Source organism: Pseudoalteromonas sp. CH_XMU1449-3, from assembly GCF_037027245.1.
Taxonomy (GTDB): Bacteria; Pseudomonadota; Gammaproteobacteria; order Enterobacterales; family Alteromonadaceae; genus Pseudoalteromonas; species Pseudoalteromonas shioyasakiensis.
Map to the genome: position 1 here is coordinate 79,619 of NZ_JAYMDY010000001.1, position 18,261 is coordinate 97,879.

17 protein-coding genes and 1 tRNA gene are annotated in these 18,261 nt (G+C 41.5%); 12 read left to right on the top strand and 6 right to left on the bottom strand.

Features of this window, described 5'->3' with window-relative positions; genetic code table 11:
* Positions 1-109 precede the first annotated feature (109 nt).
* Entirely contained in the window at positions 110-1,129 is a 1,020-nt protein-coding gene (gene serB, locus WA256_RS00360) for a phosphoserine phosphatase SerB (protein ID WP_335988177.1), read from the top strand.
* Here serB and WA256_RS00365 read toward each other — a convergent pair.
* Complete coding sequence (locus tag WA256_RS00365) at positions 1,112-3,592, bottom strand: PilZ domain-containing protein (protein ID WP_269408871.1); 2,481 nt, start codon at positions 3,590-3,592, stop codon at positions 1,112-1,114. The two genes, serB and WA256_RS00365, sit on opposite strands and share 18 nt — an antisense overlap.
* Positions 3,593-3,945: 353 nt before the next feature.
* Between WA256_RS00365 and radA the strand changes: the two genes are divergently transcribed.
* Positions 3,946-5,331: a DNA repair protein RadA gene (gene radA / locus WA256_RS00370; protein WP_063528732.1), complete on the top strand. Its 1,386-nt coding sequence runs from the start codon at positions 3,946-3,948 to the stop codon at positions 5,329-5,331.
* A 50-nt stretch (positions 5,332-5,381) separates the two neighbouring features.
* Complete coding sequence (locus tag WA256_RS00375) at positions 5,382-6,314, top strand: hypothetical protein (RefSeq protein WP_062564892.1); 933 nt, start codon at positions 5,382-5,384, stop codon at positions 6,312-6,314.
* Positions 6,315-6,341: 27 nt separating this feature from the next.
* On the opposite strand, the gene WA256_RS00380 is transcribed toward WA256_RS00375, so the two are convergent.
* Together WA256_RS00380 and srmB are read right to left on the bottom strand one after the other, a co-directional pair.
* A complete protein-coding gene (locus WA256_RS00380; RefSeq protein WP_062564893.1) occupies positions 6,342-6,680 on the bottom strand; it encodes a BON domain-containing protein in 339 nt (112 codons plus the stop codon).
* Positions 6,681-6,907: 227 nt separating this feature from the next.
* The gene (srmB, locus tag WA256_RS00385; RefSeq protein ID WP_063528733.1) at positions 6,908-8,137 is read right to left on the bottom strand and encodes an ATP-dependent RNA helicase SrmB; all 1,230 of its coding nucleotides are present in this window, start codon (positions 8,135-8,137) and stop codon (positions 6,908-6,910) included.
* A gap of 76 nt (positions 8,138-8,213) precedes the next feature.
* Here srmB and WA256_RS00390 point away from each other — a divergent pair, with 76 nt between their 5' ends.
* The gene (locus WA256_RS00390; protein WP_335988183.1) at positions 8,214-8,912 is read left to right on the top strand and encodes a tRNA1(Val) (adenine(37)-N6)-methyltransferase; all 699 of its coding nucleotides are present in this window, start codon (positions 8,214-8,216) and stop codon (positions 8,910-8,912) included.
* A gap of 3 nt (positions 8,913-8,915) precedes the next feature.
* On the opposite strand, the gene WA256_RS00395 is transcribed toward WA256_RS00390, so the two are convergent.
* Complete coding sequence (locus WA256_RS00395; RefSeq protein ID WP_130166552.1) at positions 8,916-9,599, bottom strand: hypothetical protein; 684 nt, start codon at positions 9,597-9,599, stop codon at positions 8,916-8,918.
* A 57-nt stretch (positions 9,600-9,656) separates the two neighbouring features.
* A complete protein-coding gene (locus WA256_RS00400) occupies positions 9,657-10,091 on the bottom strand; it encodes a hypothetical protein (protein WP_058585703.1) in 435 nt (144 codons plus the stop codon).
* A gap of 103 nt (positions 10,092-10,194) precedes the next feature.
* On the opposite strand from WA256_RS00400, the gene WA256_RS00405 reads away from it, so the two are divergent.
* Positions 10,195-10,623 carry a DUF2147 domain-containing protein gene (locus WA256_RS00405; protein WP_130166553.1) on the top strand — a complete coding sequence of 143 codons (429 nt, stop codon included), beginning with the start codon at positions 10,195-10,197 and terminating at the stop codon, positions 10,621-10,623.
* Between the two features lie 43 nt (positions 10,624-10,666).
* On the opposite strand, the gene fldB is transcribed toward WA256_RS00405, so the two are convergent.
* On the bottom strand, positions 10,667-11,188 hold the full coding sequence (fldB, locus tag WA256_RS00410) for a flavodoxin FldB (RefSeq protein WP_335988187.1): 522 nt from the start codon (positions 11,186-11,188) through the stop codon (positions 10,667-10,669).
* A 128-nt stretch (positions 11,189-11,316) separates the two neighbouring features.
* Here fldB and xerD point away from each other — a divergent pair, with 128 nt between their 5' ends.
* The 7 genes from xerD to WA256_RS00445 all read left to right on the top strand — a co-directional run bounded on the left by xerD (position 11,317) and on the right by WA256_RS00445 (position 18,256).
* Positions 11,317-12,204 carry a site-specific tyrosine recombinase XerD gene (gene xerD / locus WA256_RS00415; RefSeq protein ID WP_408002930.1) on the top strand — a complete coding sequence of 296 codons (888 nt, stop codon included), beginning with the start codon at positions 11,317-11,319 and terminating at the stop codon, positions 12,202-12,204.
* A gap of 59 nt (positions 12,205-12,263) precedes the next feature.
* The gene (dsbC, locus tag WA256_RS00420) at positions 12,264-12,998 is read left to right on the top strand and encodes a bifunctional protein-disulfide isomerase/oxidoreductase DsbC (protein WP_054560813.1); all 735 of its coding nucleotides are present in this window, start codon (positions 12,264-12,266) and stop codon (positions 12,996-12,998) included.
* Positions 12,999-13,075: 77 nt separating this feature from the next.
* Positions 13,076-14,797, top strand: a complete 1,722-nt coding sequence (gene recJ, locus WA256_RS00425; RefSeq protein WP_335988191.1) for a single-stranded-DNA-specific exonuclease RecJ — start codon at positions 13,076-13,078, stop codon at positions 14,795-14,797.
* A 143-nt stretch (positions 14,798-14,940) separates the two neighbouring features.
* Positions 14,941-16,039, top strand: a protein-coding gene (gene prfB / locus WA256_RS00430) for a peptide chain release factor 2 (RefSeq protein ID WP_105181232.1) whose coding sequence is annotated in 2 segments (ribosomal slippage) — positions 14,941-15,015 and positions 15,017-16,039 — 1,098 coding nt in all. Because the reading frame shifts where the segments join, the coding sequence is not laid out codon by codon here.
* Positions 16,040-16,065: 26 nt separating this feature from the next.
* Positions 16,066-17,601 (top strand): lysine--tRNA ligase, encoded by a 1,536-nt coding sequence (lysS, locus tag WA256_RS00435; RefSeq protein WP_335988195.1) that lies wholly within the window; start codon positions 16,066-16,068, stop codon positions 17,599-17,601.
* Positions 17,602-17,853: 252 nt separating this feature from the next.
* Positions 17,854-18,051: a hypothetical protein gene (locus WA256_RS00440; protein WP_055020963.1), complete on the top strand. Its 198-nt coding sequence runs from the start codon at positions 17,854-17,856 to the stop codon at positions 18,049-18,051.
* 112 nt (positions 18,052-18,163) lie between these two features.
* A tRNA-Ser gene (locus WA256_RS00445) sits at positions 18,164-18,256 on the top strand.
* The last annotated feature ends 5 nt before the right edge of the window (positions 18,257-18,261 follow it).

An 18,261-nucleotide genomic window follows, 5' to 3' on the forward strand; every position in this document is an offset into this window, starting at 1 on the left:
ACTGACAGCTTTTAAATTTGATGGTACAACATGATAACTTTAACAGCCCCTTGAGTGCGAGTGCCAAATGCACGACCAAGGACAGACATAAGTCTAATGTGGAGCCACTATGTCACAGCTTAGCTTAGCTGCTACACCTTCAGCAAATTTAGCAGAACAAATCAGCCTAAATTGCTGGTATAAAATTGAAAACAAACACCTTATTACAACAGACTTTACGCCAAAAGCAAATCAAGGCGTGTTCAGTGTTGCCTTTGGTAATGAGCTTAATGCTGAGCAATTACTTGCTATTAGCGATTTTTTAGCAGCGCAAGGATTTAGCAATTTATCGCTTTGTTGTTATCAGCCAATCTCAGACATGCCAGTAGCGTGGAGCTTTCATAGCGATACAACAACAGCACTAAGCCCTTTGGTATTAGTTGAGTTTGCTAAGCAATTGGGTATTCAATTGGTGCAATTAACTAATCCACCAACAGTGAATGAACCAGGTTTATTGCTGATGGATATGGACTCAACAGCCATTACTATTGAGTGTATCGACGAAATTGCGCGTCTTGCCGATGTGTATGATGAAGTTGCTGCTGTGACCGCGCAAGCAATGGCTGGTCAGCTAGACTTTGCACAAAGCTTAAAGCAGCGTGTCGCAAAACTAGAAGGTATCGATGTAGATTTAATTGACGGCTTAAAAGCGCGTTTACCTCTAATGCTTGGTGTGAGTGAATTATGCCAATACCTAAAAGCGCATAACTGGCATTTAGCGATTGCATCAGGTGGTTTTGTGCCATTTGCTGAGCAAGTACAGTCACTGCTTGATTTAGATGAAGTGCACGCTAATACCCTTGAATTTAAAGATAACCGTTTAACAGGCAAGGTCATAGGCACGATTGTTGATGCTGAAGAAAAAGCCCGTGTACTTAAACGAATCGAACAAAAGCTTACCTTAAACAATCGCCAAACTCTTGCTATGGGTGATGGTGCGAACGATTTGAAAATGATGGCTGCGGCAGGGCTTGGTGTTGCTGTGCATGGTAAACCTAAAGTAGTTGAGCAAGCACAAACTGCAATTAATGAAGGCTCATTACTGCAAGTTGCTTACTTACTCTCTCTACCGTTAGATTACTCGCTTTAACCAAGTCGCTTTGCGTTTACTCATTTCATTGATCAGCCTTCGGTCAATATCAAAATGGGTAAGCGCTTCTTCGGTTATATCAATTAAATCACCCACACCAGCTACTGCCCATAGTGCTTCTTCTAAGTCTTTTGCTTTATGTAATGCGTACTGACTAATATATTTGAGTTCATTCGCTAAGTAATCAATATCAGGGCGACCAGTTCGTGATACATATAAACGAAATACAAAGACTAAATCGTTTTTCAGCGCTTTTTTCACAAACAAAGTTTGTGGTTTGTAATCATCTTCACTAATACAGCGGCTGGTAATTGCATCGCTTATTTCGGCTTGGCGCGGATCAAAGCGAACAAATAGGGTAAATGGCAGAGGTGGATCTTGGCGACTACGGTCTTTGATCAACGGGGTGATCACTTCTGTAATTTGATCCGTTGATAAGAATCCGTCGATGCTGGTTGTTTCGTTCAATAACGCAAAATTTTGTAGTAGTACATGAAGTGGGCTTGGATATAAGCCTTGGCCAATAGCGCCAGCTTTAAAGTGGGCAGCTTCTTTATGTAAATAAAACGGGAATTGGCACACGCTTTTGGTCACCATATTTCTGAGTGCAGTTGATAGCCCCGGAATTTTAGGGGTTTCTTCACAAACACGTAATTTGTCTTTGTTGTTATCGATTAATACGGTGAAAAACTTAATCGCCATATGCGGTAAGTCACCAACTTTATGCACTTTTAAATTTACCGTTGTCAGTGATTTACTTATAGCCATTACTTCATAAGCCAGATTTGTTAAATCGTGCTTTTTGGTAATTTTTTGCAAATCAGGCAAGTTTAGTTTGATGATATCGCCTTTTTTGAACTCAACCGGTTGGTCGCATTCAATTTGCAAGCCCATCACAGACAAATCACGAGTATGGCCTGTAATTGTTTGCTCATGATGTTCAATGCTGATAGCTGTTTTGTATAAATAGCGTTTATGAGCACGAAGGTTCACATACTCAAGCGCCACAGGCTCTAAATGAGGAGGCGTTTTATGCTTACTGTGACCAAACTGTTTAAGTTGGTTTACCGCATCTTTATTATAATCAAGCTGTTGGTATGTTTGTTGTTCAAACTTAGTACCCACCGAGGTCAAAATCAGTAGATATTTAACATCTTTAATCAACCCCTGCACCCGTGGTGTCGGTGGCTTATTAAGTTTTTCGATGTTTTTGCCAGCACTGCTGGGCAGCGACAGCGGAATATACGAATCTTCCGGATGGCTTGGCATCAATTGAAGCTTAAAGCATTGCCAACTGTCTTTTTGGCTACCAAAGCCGAAAAATAAATCTCTCAGTTGTGGTTGGCTATCAAGCTCAGTTCGCGTAGCTGAGTAGTAATAAATCTTGCCAGCAACGGTATGAGTGAAGGTGTACAGGTATTCTTCTTTTACCGCATCTGGTGAACTGAGCAAGTGACCTAAACGTTGTTGATTGATAATGCTATATAAGCATGACAACTTACGCTCATCACAAAAATAGCGCTGAATAAAAATGTTATTTTCTGTGGTTAACGCAAGGCTAGGATATAGTTTGTCGCCTTGTAAGCTCAAAAAAGTATAAAGCGAGGTAACACGTGGAATGTAGTATTGCTCGTAGCCTTTCGATACAACCGCATCTAAGGTATTGTCTAGATTCACTTTATAGCGACGTTTATTACCGTGAATAAAGCTTTCTAAGAACTCATCAAACTTATCATTATTTTCAATAAAGGTGCGCTTTAAGCGTACATGGTTGTATTCACGGGATACTTTTTCTACCGCAACCACTTCGTATTGAATTCCGTTTTTTAAGCCCAGTTCAAAATCTTGCTCTAGGCCAACTAAGCGCAGACCAATTAATTGGCCTTTTTTAACTTTATACCGTGGTGCTAACTTGATTTTTGCGCCACTTAAAGAGATATCAGAGGTGGAAGCTGCAACCTTATTGTCTTTATCTAGTTCAACGGTAATTTTAATTGAGTAGTTCATCCGCTCTTCGCGGCGACTTTCATAGGATGCAAACTTAATGACCTTGGCTGACTGCTCTGTCGTGCTACTATCGTCAGTTAAAGCTTGTTCAGCGGCTTTTTTTTGCATTACGCGGTGATTGTTTTCGGTATTCATTACCGCTTCGTAAACGGCAAGGGTGTAACCACCGTGGCGCTTTATAGCATCTTCAAACACTTCAATGGCTGTATCGTCCATAAAGTGTTGCTTACCATCATATTCGTAGGGTTTGACTTGGCCGGTTACCTGGCCACGTAAATCAATAAAGCGTGCTACAGGCTGAGATAAGCGCGACATTTCCATTTTGATCAGAAACTGCTCTGGCTTTGTTAAGCTAGCTGTTTTTGATTTAAACAGTTTGTCGAACTGGGGAGTGCCTAAATGTGCCTTTAGTTCTTCAACTAGGCTTTCATATTTAAGCAGTATGTCTTCAGCCATTTATAAAACCATCACCGTCTATCTAAAAAAGTAGGTATACTAGCTGGCTATTGAAAGCCAAAGCAGTGTAACTAGTTTTTTATTTTATTAGTTATTGTTATATGTATTCGCCAATTAAATGGCAAGCACTGTAAAGTTTTATTTGTAAGCAAAAACTGTGCCCTTAACCATTTCTTAATTAAGCACTTAGCATGATTAAGCGTTTTTCATGGGGCAAGTTACAGCATATTATCTTTTGTGACTACAAAAGTGACTCTAGATTAATTACCTGAGTCATATGTTTTACTTTAGCTATTATATGCTTGAAAATACAGAAATAGTCACAAAACAGCGACCAAAATAGGTAAGGCCGAATGGCAAAATCAGCAAAAATCGAATTTGTCTGCACTGAGTGCGGCATGAACTATCAACGCTGGCAAGGTCAGTGTAAGTGTGGAGCGTGGAATACGCTGGCAGAATTTAAGCCTTCAGCGGGGCAATCGAAGCAAGCGGCAAGCCGTGCGGCAGTGGCAGGCTATGCCGGTATCGCTAGCGGTGGCTCAAAGAAAATCAATGAAGTTGCCACCACTGAGGCCGAAAAACGCCTTACAGAAATAGGTGAGCTAGACAGAGTACTAAGTGGTGGCGTAACCACAGGCTCTGTTAACATTATTTCTGGCGACCCTGGTGCCGGTAAAACCACCTTGCTGTCAGATTTAGTTGCACGTATGTCAAAGCTAATGCCTTCTTTATACTGCACAGCCGAAGAGTCTCTATCGCAGTTCAAAAACCGTGTGAATCGCTTACGTTTAGATTACAACGAAGATGAGCTTTACTTGCTGTCTGAAACCAGTGTTGAAGCCATCATTGAAGAGCTTGATAAAAACAAAATTAAGTTCGCGGTGATTGACTCAATTCAGGCCGTGGTAACAGAAACGGCAAATGGTAGCCCTGGTTCACCCTCACAGGTAAAAAGTGCAGCTCAGGCACTAACACAATACTGTAAGCAAAATGATGTAACTATGTTCATCATTGCTCATGTAAACAAAAATAACGAAATTGCTGGGCCGCAAACACTTGTACACATAGTCGATGCTTTATTACATATCGATACTAACGATGGGCAAATCAGAACCTTACGCGCTAATAAAAACCGTTTTGGCGATATCGATACCGTGGGTATTTTCAGAATGTGCGAGCGCGGAATGTTGAGCGTTGATAACCCAAGCGAAATCTTTTTATCTGGTTCTAGTACCGAGTCTCCGGGCTCTGCTATCACTTGTATCCGTAAAGGTAACCGTAACTTACTACTCGAAATACAATGTTTAACCACAGAAACCGAAGCCGAATTCCCGCAGCGGGTGTGTGTTGGCTTGAATATGAATCGTATCAAGATGCTAACAGGTATTTTACGTAAGCACACAAAAACAAAAATCTTCCACGATACTTTTTTCAACATTGTTGGTGGTTTAAAAATCGATGAGTCAGAGACTTGTATCGATTTAGCATTGGTAGCAGCACTTTTAAGCAGCTTGAACGAATTTGTTGTACCGCGTACCACCTGTATTATGGGTGAGCTAAGTTTAAATGGTGATGTAAGACCAATCGACAGCGGCGTACCTCGAGTTAAAGAAGCTGCGCAACACGGTTTTACTGAGATCTTTATTCCATATCGTAATTACCATAAATCAATGGAAGGCCTTGGTGCTAAGATCACCCCAGTAAAAACCGTGCATGAGCTATTGTCGTTAATAAACTAAATACAATTTGATACACTGATAAAAAATTTACACCAATTAAAGGAAATAAAATGAAGAAGTTAATTATTGCAGCGGTTGTTGCTGCGGCTGTCGGTGGCGTAGCTTACGCAAATTACGCAGCTACACAGGAAGTGAAAAAGGTGGTTGATAAGCAAATCAGTGCGTTATCAATCCAAAGCGGTGTAGAAATTAAATATAGTGATATCTCAGCCAGTATTTTTGATAGCAGCATGCAGTTATCTGAGATCACGGTTTCAAATAGTTTAAGCAATGAGCCTGTTGCAACAATCGATAGTATTGATGTGTCGGGTTACGAAGTGGATGCGGTGCCGCCTCACACAGGTTTTGTTATGAAGAACTTTCGTTTTAGCGATGAATTTTTAGCGCAGCTGCCAGAAAACTCTAATAACAAGCTAGCATCAACAAGCTATAACGTTGACTCATCGCTTGATTATAATAAAGATTCAGGTGATAGCGACTTTGCTCTTAAAGTGACTGCAAATGAGGTGGCTGACGTTAACTTTAATCTTGGTTTAGCTAAAACCACAGCGCTGATGGAAGCATCACTCGCTGTTAGCCAGATGCAAAATGAAGCAGCTGATGGTCAGCTTACTTTAGAGCAGCAGTTACAACAGCAATCGAAGATGATGGCAGCCCTCACTCAGTTAGAGCCACGTAGCATTAATATGTCGATTGCTGATGAAGGTGAGCTTAAAGCGGTTGTTGATAGCTTCTTAACTGCGCAAGGTATGACTCATGAGCAATTTAAGCAAGTCGTTGCGATGCAATTACAGCAAGTACCAGTGAGCGAAGAGCTTGCTACAGCGATTAGTAACTTTGTGAATGGTTTATCATCTTTCTCAGTATCAGCTAAATTACCTGAAGGTAAAACTATGATGGAGATTAATCAGCAAATTCAAATGCTGATGGGTCAACCTGAAGAGCTTGCGAAATTCATCAACCTACAAGCAAGTGGCGAATAATCTCAAGCCTCTTCTGTAAACCTAACCTTAAAGTGACGAGTGATTTAACTTACTCACTTTAAGGTTGTTTTTTATCTGCATCACACCTTGGCTGTGTTCTAAAAATTTCTGTGCTAAAGCGCGTTGAAAGCCCGTTTCTGCAATACCTTTTAGTTCAACAGTTTCACCTTCAACAATCACTTGTAAGTTTTCAATGTGAAAGTTAGGGTTACGAGTTAACTTCTGTAATGCCATTTGCTGTAAGCGCGGTTGCGCAGATGTGCTTGTTGTTAGCACACTAGTATTGGCGCTCACAGTCGTTGCGCAAGCAAGTAAAAACATACAACTCAATAAAGTAAGTACTACGGTTAATTTGAAGCGGCTCATACAATTCCCTCGTTAATCTAGTCTGCTGTGAACTATTGCTGAACCTGTTACAATTATTATTCCAACATTTAAGCTGTTGAATTTTATTGTTTTATTTTTATTGGTGTGATGTATGGGCAATAAAGTGTGAACTAATTACACAGTTAATAAGTAAAAAGGGTATGGCACAAAAATGCCGAGACAAGCTCGGCATTTTTACAGTAATGATGTTAAAGTTAAAACTAAAACTACTTCTTCTTCGTTTTAGCTTTGGCTTTTTTCTTTGCCTTCATTTTTACAGGATCTTTTTTCTTTTTAGATGGGATCTTCGCTTCTTTGTGCTGTGGCTCAAGCCCTTTAATTACTCGGCGTTTCAATTTTTGCTCAATGTAGCGCTCCACCTTACCAACAATTGCCACGTCATGAGCTTCAATAAATGAAATCGCAATGCCTTTTTTACCTGCACGACCAGTACGTCCAATACGGTGGACGTATACGTCTGCGGTACGTGGCATATCAAAGTTGATAACATGGCTGATATCAGCAACATCAATACCACGAGCAGCAACATCCGTTGCAACTAAGATATTGTTGCGACCAGAGTGAAAGTTCTCCATCGCTTTCATGCGCTTGTCTTGTGGCATTTCACCGCGTAACCAAGCTACACGAAGGCCCTCGTTGTTTAACTCACCAACTAATGTTTCTAGGCGCTCACGGGTTTTAACAAACACAATTGCTTTATGAATGTCGTCACCATTTAACGTTTCAACCAACATTTTTAGCTTGTGGTCGTAGTCATCAGCAAGGTGAACCCATTGATGGATTTTGCCTTTCTCTTTGCGTGAAGATTCGGCTTCAAGCAGTGCAGGGTCGTTTAAGATACGTTCTGCAAATAACTCAACGCTGTCACCTTCAAGGGTCGCTGAGAATAAGAAACATTGGCGGCGGTTACGTGCTTCATCACAAATGCGTAGCATTTCTTTACGAAAGCCCATGTCTAGCATGCGGTCAGCTTCATCAAGAATAAGCATTTCAACGTTTTCAGCATGGAAGTTCTCTGTTTCAAGGTACTCCATTAAACGCCCAGGTGTGGCAATGAGAATGTCGTTATTGCTTTCGAAAATTTCTCTGTGTGTCCCGTAGTTTATACCACCTGTTACAACCCCAATTTTAAGATGAGTTTGTGCTGCGAGTAATTCACATTGCTCATGAATTTGATAAGCAAGCTCACGGGTTGGTGTCATGATCAATACGCGCGCAAAGCCAGGATCGCGACGTGGGAAATCAAGCAAGTATTGAATTGCAGGGATCAAAAACGCGGCTGTTTTACCCGTACCAGTAGGGGCAGATGCCAAAATATCACGACCTTGAAGTGCTTCAGGGATCGCCTGTTGTTGAATACTGGTAGGCGTATCAAAACCCATTTTATTAATGGCATTTAACAGCTTGTTATCGATATCAAATTCAGAAAATTGCATAGAGTGACATAAATAGAGGACAATTGAGCCTAATTATACGCGTTAACGCGGCTGTGGTGAATGAAAAGGTGAAAAAATGTCAGGCTTTGTGTTTAAACAATTTACGGTAACGCAAACACGCACGGCGATGAAAGTATCGACCGATGGTATTTTGTTAGGGGCGTGGGCTGATTTAAGTGGTGCTAAGGGCATTTTAGACATTGGCACAGGCACAGGGTTGTTGGCGTTAATGGCAAAACAAAGAGCGCCTGAAGCAAAAGTAAGTGCCATCGAAATTGACGCGGGTGCCTGTAATGATGCTCGAGATAACTTTGCGGCTAGCCCTTGGCCAGAAATAAACCTTTTAGAAGGAGCTGTACAGTCGTTCAACGCAGCAGAGCCTTTTGATGCGATCATCACCAATCCACCGTATTTTAATGCGAGCCTAAAAGGTGAAAATGATGCTCGAAATACTGCCCGTCATACTGACGGCCTTAGCTTCAGCGAATTGATAGAAGCGTGTACTAGGATTAGCCACGGCAAAACGCTTTTGAATGTGATTTTGCCTTGCGTAGAGGCAAAACAATTCATTGCGGTAGCTGAGCAGGCAGGCTGGTACTTAAATCGCCATTGCTTGGTACGTACAACCGAGAAAAAACAACCAAGTCGTAGCCTGTTGTTACTCAGCCAAAACAACGGCGAATGTGATACATCATCGTTAACCATACATGCAGCTGATGGCAGCTATAGCCAAGATTATAAAGAGCTCTGTAAAGCTTTTTACCTAAAGATGTAATCGTTATTCAGCAATGCTCGCTTCAAGGCCATCTTCACTTAAAAGTAAAGTGTATGACTGCCCATATGATGCGTTGCAGATTGAGACTGGTTCATAAACTCGCTTATCTTCATCATTGAGCTTTGATACTTTTAAATCATCAGCGCAGTCATCAATGTGGTACCAGTAACTTAATTGATTTTGATATAAATTGACGATTTGATTTTCGATTTTTAAGCGAAGGTTTTCAGTTGCGAGAATACGTATAGCAAAAAAGTCATCTTTATCATCATTAGCTTTTTTGACGAGTGTTAAACGAAGCTTTTCTTCATTTTGCCAAGCCACAAAATGATAAGGTTGATTTTGCTCTACCTGATACATCTGTGTGGCTGAGTTAGTTATGTCGCTGTGATCGACTACATAAAATGAAATACGACTACGTTCATTGTGAGCATGTGTTACATCAATGGGAAGTGATTGCGATGCAAGCGTATCAATATAGTATTGAGAGTCTTTAACTTCTTGAGCATCACCAAACAGGTCAGTGTTTGCCATGTAATAGTCCACTTCTAAATCAGTGGTATTTACGAGTGTGTAATTGTTCTCATACATTTCATCGCCAAAGTTATGAGTTTCTTCAACTTCTAATTCATCACAACCAGTTAGCAAAATACTTGCGGCAATCATTATAGGTAGCGCACTTTTCATTGTTATTCCTTTTACAAATGAAGGAGCTGATTAGCATACTTATAAGTTATTGTACCTTTATTGGTTGTTAAATTGTACCGGTGGCTGTAATTGCATTACTTCATCAAGCTGAATTTGTTGCACATATTCAAGCTCTAATAGGGCGTCTAACACGGCTTTACTGTGCGACTTTTCTATTTCGGCACTGCAAAAGTCAATAATGCTAAAGCGGCGTTTTATCAGCAGGCCGTTGATGTCAGGTAAAGGATGTGTGGTTTCAATTAGCACGCGGGTTGTAGGGCAGGGATCGGCATAGCCTGAACGTAATAACTTTTTTAAATTAAACAAGTTATCATCAAGCCGACCCAGTTCAATGGCGGCTTTAGCGCTATCAGGAATAAATAATGGCTCAGCAAAGCGATTTATTTTTATTTCGCCCGTGGCGTTAATTGTAGCTACCTGATTACTGTCGTAACTGACAATATCACCGGTAATTAATGTGAATTGACTCATTGTGTTCCCTCGCAATGCTGTGTCGATTTCGGAGCTTAGAAAATGGTGTGTTTGGTTAAGCCCTGATATAGTGCCAAAGTCTTAAGTTTTATACGAGTTTTTTATGTTCCGTTTATCAATTGTTTTATCTGCCTTATTATTTTCTCAGTTGAGTTTTGCTGCATTGACGCCAGTGGGTCTTTGGAAAACTATTGACGAAGAAACGAATGAAGCGAAATCTTTAGTACGTATTAGTGAGCAAGATGGTGTATTGGTTGGTAGTGTTGAAAAAATCCTTAACCCAGCCAAGCAAGACGCAATCTGCGAAGAGTGTAAAGGTGATAAGAAAAATCAGCCAATTTTAGGGTTACAAATTATAGAAGGTGCTAAAGATGCCGGTGATGGTAGCTGGCAAGAGGGGGAAATTCTAGACCCAAACAATGGTAAAACCTATACCCTTAAACTAACACCACAAGAACAAGGTAAGGTACTTGAAGTACGCGGTTATATTGCATTTTTCTATCGTAATCAATACTGGCAACGCGTTGAATAATCATTAAAAAAGCCAAGCAATGCTTGGCTTTTTTATCCATGACTTACAAGCTTTCGCTGTACTCAGTCATGACTTGTTCAACCCAGCTTGCGATACGCTCATCGCTGAGCTCGTATTGACTGTCCTCATCAAGGGCTAAGCCAACAAATAGTTTGCCATCTTCAGTGAGTGCTTTTGAAGCCTCAAATTCATAACTTGCATCGTTAGGCCATTTGCCTAACAAGGTAATGCTTTGATCACAAATTTCATCGTGTAACATGCCAAGTGCGTCTTGGAACCACTGACCATAACCTTGTTGATCGCCCATACCAAACAGAGCCACGGTTTTGCCGTTTAGGTTAACATCTTTAATGTCGTCCCAGATTGATTCCCAATCTTCTTGCAACTCACCAAAATCCCAAGTTGAAATGCCGAAGATCACGAAATCAAATTGCTCTGCATTTTTTAATGGCTCATCTTTGATATTGTGAAGGCTCACGATGTCGTGACCAATAATATCGCGAATTTTCTCTGCCGCTATTTCTGTGTAGCAGGTTGTAGAACCATAAAATAAACCAATCTGCATCGTATTTATCACTGTGTATTTGCCTGATATGATAGGCGTAAGTTTACCGTAAGGTATAATCAATTGATACCTTGATAAGGATGAGAGTACGCGTGGCTGATAATAATTCACAAGCCCAAAAAGGTGTAATAACAGCAAATAACGCCGAACATTTAGAGTTATTTTTAGATACGCTGTATCTTGAGCAAGGGGTCAGCGAAAATACACTCGCTGCTTATCGCAGTGACCTTGAAAAGTTTTGCCAATTTTTAAAAGATAAAGACCTACTAGCTGTTCGCTCTGATGATATTGAAGCGTATTTAGCATACCGTGTTGATTTAGGGCTGAAGTCGCGCAGCACAGCGCGAAGCATCAGTGCGCTTAAGCGTTTTTATCAGTATTTTGTACGCGAAAAAGCCATTGCCGATTCGCCGATGGTCAATATTGCTCAACCAAAAGCTGGGCAGTCATTACCAAAAACGCTGTCAGAAGCCGAAGTCGAAGCTCTGCTTGCAGCCCCAGACATAGAAGATCCTATGGGACTTCGAGATAAAGCCATGCTTGAGCTGTTATATGCCACAGGGCTTCGTGTTACAGAGCTGGTGGGACTCAGAATGGAGCAAATTAATTTGCGCCAAGCGGTAGTCTTTGTAAAAGGTAAGGGTAATAAAGAGCGTTTAGTTCCCCTAGGCGAAGAAGCTATGTACTGGCTTGAGCAGTTTTTAAAAGTGGGTCGTTCGCAAATGATTAAACATGCCACTGACTTTGTGTTCCCATCTAAGCGCGGGATTGGCATGACACGACAAACTTTTTGGCATCGCATCAAACACTATGCTATTTTGGCATCAGTTGAATCGCCGTTATCACCGCATACGCTCAGACACGCGTTTGCAACGCATTTGCTTAATCATGGGGCGGACCTTAGAGTCGTGCAAATGATGTTAGGTCACAGTGACTTATCAACAACACAAATTTATACCCATGTAGCGAATGAAAGATTGAAGTCGGTACACGAGCAACATCATCCACGTGCTTAGTGCAAGATTTTTAGAGATGTACCGGTCTATATAAAAAATGATCAGGATATAGGATATTTATGAAAAAGTTAGTTTTAGCCACAGCACTACTAGGCACAAGCTTAAATGTGTTTGCCAATGGCGTATCAACAACAGATGCTGCTGATGCCCCTATTATTGCTAAGTTTGCTGAATTAGGCGTAACCGTTAAGCAAATCAACCCAAGCCCAGTGGCAGGCCTTAAAGAACTAATTACTGATAAAGGCGTGCTGTACGCAAGCCCTGACGGTCAATTTCTAATGCAAGGAACACTGATTGACCTTAATAACCGAGTTAATCTAACAGAGCATGCACTGAGCGATGTACGTAAAGAAGGCATTGCTGAGTACGAAGACTCAATGATCGTTTACAAAGCGAAAAACGAAAAGCATTCAATCACAGTCTTTACCGATATTACCTGTGGTTACTGCCGTAAGTTACACCGTGAACTTGATGATTTCTTAGATGCGGGTATCACGGTTAAATACCTAGCTTTCCCACGTGGGGGCTTACGTGGTAAAGGTTATCAAGATCTAATGAATGTATGGTGTGCTAAAGACCCTGCTGAAGCGTTAACAGAAGCAAAAGCGGGTGCAGAAGTCGCAGACGTGCCAGGTTGTAACGCGCCAATTGCTGAGCATTACCAACTAGGTCAAAGCTTTGGTATGTCGGGTACTCCAGCAATTATTTTAGAAGATGGCACCATGATCCCAGGTTATCAATCAGCTGCGCAAATTAGCCAAGCGCTTGATGCCTTACCAAAAACATCTTCATAACTGATTTTTTAAACGAAAAGGCCTATTTGTCGTAGGCCTTTTTTATTTGTCTTAAGCAAAGAAGTACCATTTCCGACATGGAAAAAATAATTCAAGCTCGTCCTCATGTTGATGATTCGCATCTACCACACCATTTACACCCTGTAATTAAGCAAATATATGCGACTCGACAGGTGCAAAGTGCCACCGAACTCGATAATAGCGCTGCGACATTACATGACTTTAAGTTGTTTAAAGATATCGACAAAGCTGTGGTGCTATTGCAACAAGCCCTCGCGGCTCAAAGTCGCGTGTTAATCGTCGGTGACTTTGATGCCGATGGCGCAACCAGCACAGCAACCTTAATGCAAGGTCTTGCTATGTTTGGCTTAAAGAACCTTGATTACTTGGTACCTGACAGATTCAGCCTAGGTTATGGCTTAAGTCCTGCGCTTGCTGAGCAAATAGTGGCTATGCAACCCGAGCTTGTGATCACTGTTGATAACGGTATTTCATGTATAGATGGCATTGCAATTGTTAAGCAAGCGGGTATTAAAGTGCTGGTAACTGACCACCATTTACAAGGTGAAGCTCTGCCAGATGCTGATGCCATCGTGAACCCGAATCGTCATGACTGTCAGTTTCCATCGAAATCAATAGCAGGCGTTGGGGTAGCTTTTTATCTGCTCATTGCTTTACGTAGCCACTTACGTGAACAAGGGTATTTTCAGCATAACCCAATGCCAAATTTGGCTGAGTTACTTGATATTGTAGCCCTTGGTACCGTTGCCGATGTGGTCGCTCTTGATGCCAATAACCGTACCTTAGTTCATCAAGGTTTAGCACGTATTCGCAGTGGTAAAACACGCCCAGGTATCAGTGCCCTAATCGAAGTGGCAAATCGTAATGCTGCCCGTTTAAGTGCCAGTGACTTTGGCTTTTCATTAGCGCCACGCTTAAATGCAGCAGGGCGTTTAGATGATATGAGTTTAGGTATAGCCTGTTTGTTATCAAGCGATATAAATCAAGCACGCCGAATTGCCGGTGAGCTCGACAGCCTAAATCATGAGCGCCGTGAAATAGAGCAGGGCATGCAAACTGAAGCACAGGCGGTGCTTGACCGTTTAGCATTTAAAACTGAGTCAGTGCCTGATGCCATTTGTTTATACCAAGCTGATTGGCACCAAGGTGTGATTGGTATTTTGGCTGGTCGCTTAAAAGAAAAGTATCACCGCCCGACGATTATTTTTGCAGCTGGCGATAACGGCGAAATAAAAGGCTCTTGCCGCTCTATTGAAGGGCTGCATATGCGTGATTTACTCGAGCGAGTAAATACACTCTATCCGCATTTGATCAGTAAATTTGGTGGCCATGCTATGGCGGCCGGGCTGAGTATCAATGAGCAAAGTTTTACTGAGTTTAAATCCGTGTTTGAGCAAATGGTAACAGACACACTCACTGAAGAGCATAAGCAAAGTATTTTACTTACCGACGGTGAATTACCTAATGAGTGCTTTTCGATGGAGTTTGCCAACTTACTAAAAAATGCCGGCCCCTGGGGACAGCAATTTCCAGAGCCAGTGTTTGAGCATGTGTTTGAGGTAATACAGCAGCGCATTGTCGGTGAAAAACACTTAAAACTGGTTTTAAAACATCAGTCTGGACGATTAGTTGACGGCATTGCATTTGGTGTTGATGTGCGTGCATGGCCAGATACCGAAGTGCGTTATGTGAAAGCTGCTTATCAACTCGATATAAATGAATTCCGTGGTAAATTCTCGTTACAGTTGATTATTCGAGAGCTACAAAAAGCGACATAAAAATATCGTTATAATCGACATAAAAGGCTAATAAAACGCTCGGTTTTTTGTTAAAATCGGGCGTTTTTAATATTTGTAGATAATTTACCGTATTTATTGTCGATAACGGTGCGCGGTAAATCAGCCATTTTGGAGTAATGTACATGTTTGAAGTGAATCCTGTGATTAATCAAATCAAGGAAATTCGCGAACGTACTGAACTGCTTCGGGGGTACCTTTGACTACCCTCTTAAGAAAGAGCGGTTAGAAGAAGTTAACGCAGAACTTGAAGATTCAGCAGTTTGGAATGAGCCAGAGCGAGCTCAAGCACTTGGCCGTGAAAAGTCGGCACTCGAAGCTATCGTTGAGACCATTGATAATCTAGTGTCAGGTACCGAAGATGTTGAAGGTTTAGTCGAGCTTGCTGTTGAAGCAGAAGATGAAGAAACCTTCGCAGAAGCCGAAGCTGAATTAGGCGATTTAAACGCACAGCTTGAAAAGCTAGAGTTCCGTCGTATGTTCTCAGGCGACCATGACCAAAACGATGCTTACCTTGATTTACAATCAGGTTCTGGCGGTACCGAAGCCCAAGACTGGTGCAACATGCTACTACGTATGTATTTACGTTGGGGTGAAGCAAAAGGCTTTAAAGTTGAACTGGTTGAAGCAACTGATGGTGATGTGGCTGGTATCAAAGGCGCAACAGTGCGCTTCGTGGGCGAATATGCATACGGTTGGTTACGTACAGAAACAGGTGTTCACCGTTTAGTGCGTAAGAGCCCGTTCGACTCAAGTGGTCGTCGTCATACCTCGTTTGCATCGGCATTCGTTTACCCAGAAATCGACGATAATATCGAAATTGATATTAATCCGGCAGACTTACGTATTGACGTTTACCGCGCATCAGGCGCCGGTGGTCAGCACGTAAATACAACAGAATCTGCGGTTCGTATTACTCATATACCAACTAACACTGTTGTACAGTGCCAAAATGAGCGTTCACAGCACAAGAATAAAGACCAAGCAATGAAGCAGTTAAAAGCGAAATTGTTTGAGCTTGAAATTCAAAAGCAAAATGCTGAGAAACAAAGCCAAGAAGATGCTAAATCTGATATTGGCTGGGGTAGTCAAATTCGTTCATACGTACTTGATGACTCGCGCATTAAAGACTTACGTACAGGCGTTGAAAACCGTAATACACAAGCGGTTCTTGACGGCGACTTAGATAAATTTATTGAAGCCAGCCTTAAATCTGGCCTATAACCACCAAGCTAAAAAAGAGCTAAAAAATGACTGATCAAATCCAAGACGAAAATAAGTTAATCGCTGAGCGTCGTGGCAAATTAGACGCAATCCGCGAAAATTGCCCAGCCAACGGTCATCCAAACCAATTCCGTCGTGAACATTACACGGCTGATTTGCAAGCTGAGTTTGGTGATAAATCGAAAGAAGAATTAGTTGCTGAGCAACACGTTGTATCAGTAGCGGGTCGTATTCTTGCAAAACGTGGTCCTTTCCTTGCGTTACAAGACATGAAAGGCCAAATTCAAGCGTACGCATCAAAAGACGTACAAAAAGAATTAAAAGCAAAATATGGTCAACTTGATATCGGTGACATCATCGGTGTTAAAGGCGCACTAAATAAATCAGGTAAAGGTGACCTATACGTAGAAATGACAGAGTACGAGTTACTGACAAAGTCATTACGTCCGTTACCAGAAAAATTCCATGGTTTATCTGACCAAGAAACTAAATACCGTCAACGTTATGTTGACTTAATTACTAATGAAGCGACACGCGAAACCTTCCGTATTCGCTCAAAGGTTGTTGAAGGTATCCGTCGTTTCTTAGCAGAACGTGACTTCATGGAAGTTGAAACCCCGATGCTTCAAGTGATCCCGGGTGGTGCGTCTGCACGTCCATTCGTAACACACCACAATGCACTTGATATCGACATGTACTTACGTATTGCACCTGAGCTTTACTTAAAACGTTTAGTTGTGGGTGGCTTTGAGCGTGTATTCGAAATCAACCGTAACTTCCGTAACGAAGGTTTATCAACGCGTCATAACCCAGAATTCACAATGATCGAATTCTACCAAGCATACGCTGACTACATTGACCTGATGAACATCACTGAAGACATGCTACGTACTGTTGCGACAGACGTACTTGGTACACCAATTGTTGTAAACACAACGAAAGATGAAAATGGTGAAGTGGTTGATTCAGTAGAGTACGACTTTGGACAACCTTTTGCTCGTTTAACAATGAGCGAGGCTATCCTTAAGTACAACCCAGACTTTGATGCTGCGGTATTTAATGACCCTGAAAACCATTTTGAAGAACTTAAAGCGTACGCGAAGCAAGTACACGTTAAGATCCCAGAAAACTGTGTATGGGGCCCGGGTAAATTCTTATGTGAAATCTTCGAAGAGACAGCTGAGCATAAGCTAATTCAACCGACTTTCATTACCGCTTACCCGTGGGAAGTATCTCCACTTGCACGTCGTAACGATGAAAACCCATTTGTAACTGACCGCTTCGAATTCTTCGTTGGCGGCCGTGAATTAGCAAATGGCTTCTCTGAGCTTAACGATGCACAAGACCAAGCAGAGCGCTTTACTCGTCAGGTTGAAGAGAAAGACGCTGGTGATGATGAAGCGATGCACTACGATGATGACTATATCCGTGCATTAGAATACGGCTTACCACCAACAGCGGGTGAGGGTATTGGTATCGATCGTCTAGTGATGTTATTTACTGACTCACCAACAATTAAAGACGTGATCCTATTCCCACACATGCGTCCTCAAGCTGATTAATCAGCTAAAAGTCTTGAAAACGCCGCTTTTTAGCGGCGTTTTTGTTATCAGAAATTTCTGATTTTTATTGCTCTCAATTTTAATACTCAATTGTAATTAGCTGATCTAAAAAGAAATGCTGAATTAGTCTTCCAACAAAGTTACTAAGTTGTAAAATTTTTCTACAAATACAAAGGCCAATAGTATTATTTTTAGCCAAGATATGACATCATTGCGCAATTCTCGTTCAATGTATAAATGGACTTAATAATAATGACTAAAAAGCCTTCGCCGTTGCCTACAGATACGAACAAAAGCGAGCATCAACGTGAAGATTTTTATCGTGCTTGCATAGCCGAATTCCAACAATTGGGTTATCAAGATCAATACCTCGCAGAGTTAACTGATGAACTAATCCCATTGACGGGTCTTGAGCCGTTGAGTGATAAAGAAAAAACGGCGAAAGGATAAACAAAAACAAGCTGTTTAGGCTCGTTATGGACAATCTATAACCATCTATGCGATTTTCCTTGAAAAGTGTTTGACATATTTCCTGAAATCTTTATTATACGCCCCACAAGACGGAGAGGTGGCCGAGTGGCCGAAGGCGCTCCCCTGCTAAGGGAGTATAGGGTTTGTAGCTCTATCGAGGGTTCGAATCCCTCCTTCTCCACCATTTTT

Coding starts and splice junctions, on each gene's coding strand:
- radA (WP_063528732.1), top strand. CDS start 3,946: ATGGCAAAATCAGCAAAAATCGAATTTGTCTGCACTGAGTGCGGCATG.
- WA256_RS00395 (WP_130166552.1), bottom strand. CDS start 9,599: ATGAAAAGTGCGCTACCTATAATGATTGCCGCAAGTATTTTGCTAACT.
- WA256_RS00405 (WP_130166553.1), top strand. CDS start 10,195: ATGTTCCGTTTATCAATTGTTTTATCTGCCTTATTATTTTCTCAGTTG.
- serB (WP_335988177.1), top strand. CDS start 110: ATGTCACAGCTTAGCTTAGCTGCTACACCTTCAGCAAATTTAGCAGAA.
- WA256_RS00390 (WP_335988183.1), top strand. CDS start 8,214: ATGTCAGGCTTTGTGTTTAAACAATTTACGGTAACGCAAACACGCACG.
- recJ (WP_335988191.1), top strand. CDS start 13,076: ATGGAAAAAATAATTCAAGCTCGTCCTCATGTTGATGATTCGCATCTA.
- WA256_RS00380 (WP_062564893.1), bottom strand. CDS start 6,680: ATGAGCCGCTTCAAATTAACCGTAGTACTTACTTTATTGAGTTGTATG.
- lysS (WP_335988195.1), top strand. CDS start 16,066: ATGACTGATCAAATCCAAGACGAAAATAAGTTAATCGCTGAGCGTCGT.
- WA256_RS00400 (WP_058585703.1), bottom strand. CDS start 10,091: ATGAGTCAATTCACATTAATTACCGGTGATATTGTCAGTTACGACAGT.
- WA256_RS00365 (WP_269408871.1), bottom strand. CDS start 3,592: ATGGCTGAAGACATACTGCTTAAATATGAAAGCCTAGTTGAAGAACTA.
- WA256_RS00375 (WP_062564892.1), top strand. CDS start 5,382: ATGAAGAAGTTAATTATTGCAGCGGTTGTTGCTGCGGCTGTCGGTGGC.
- WA256_RS00440 (WP_055020963.1), top strand. CDS start 17,854: ATGACTAAAAAGCCTTCGCCGTTGCCTACAGATACGAACAAAAGCGAG.
- fldB (WP_335988187.1), bottom strand. CDS start 11,188: ATGCAGATTGGTTTATTTTATGGTTCTACAACCTGCTACACAGAAATA.
- dsbC (WP_054560813.1), top strand. CDS start 12,264: ATGAAAAAGTTAGTTTTAGCCACAGCACTACTAGGCACAAGCTTAAAT.
- srmB (WP_063528733.1), bottom strand. CDS start 8,137: ATGCAATTTTCTGAATTTGATATCGATAACAAGCTGTTAAATGCCATT.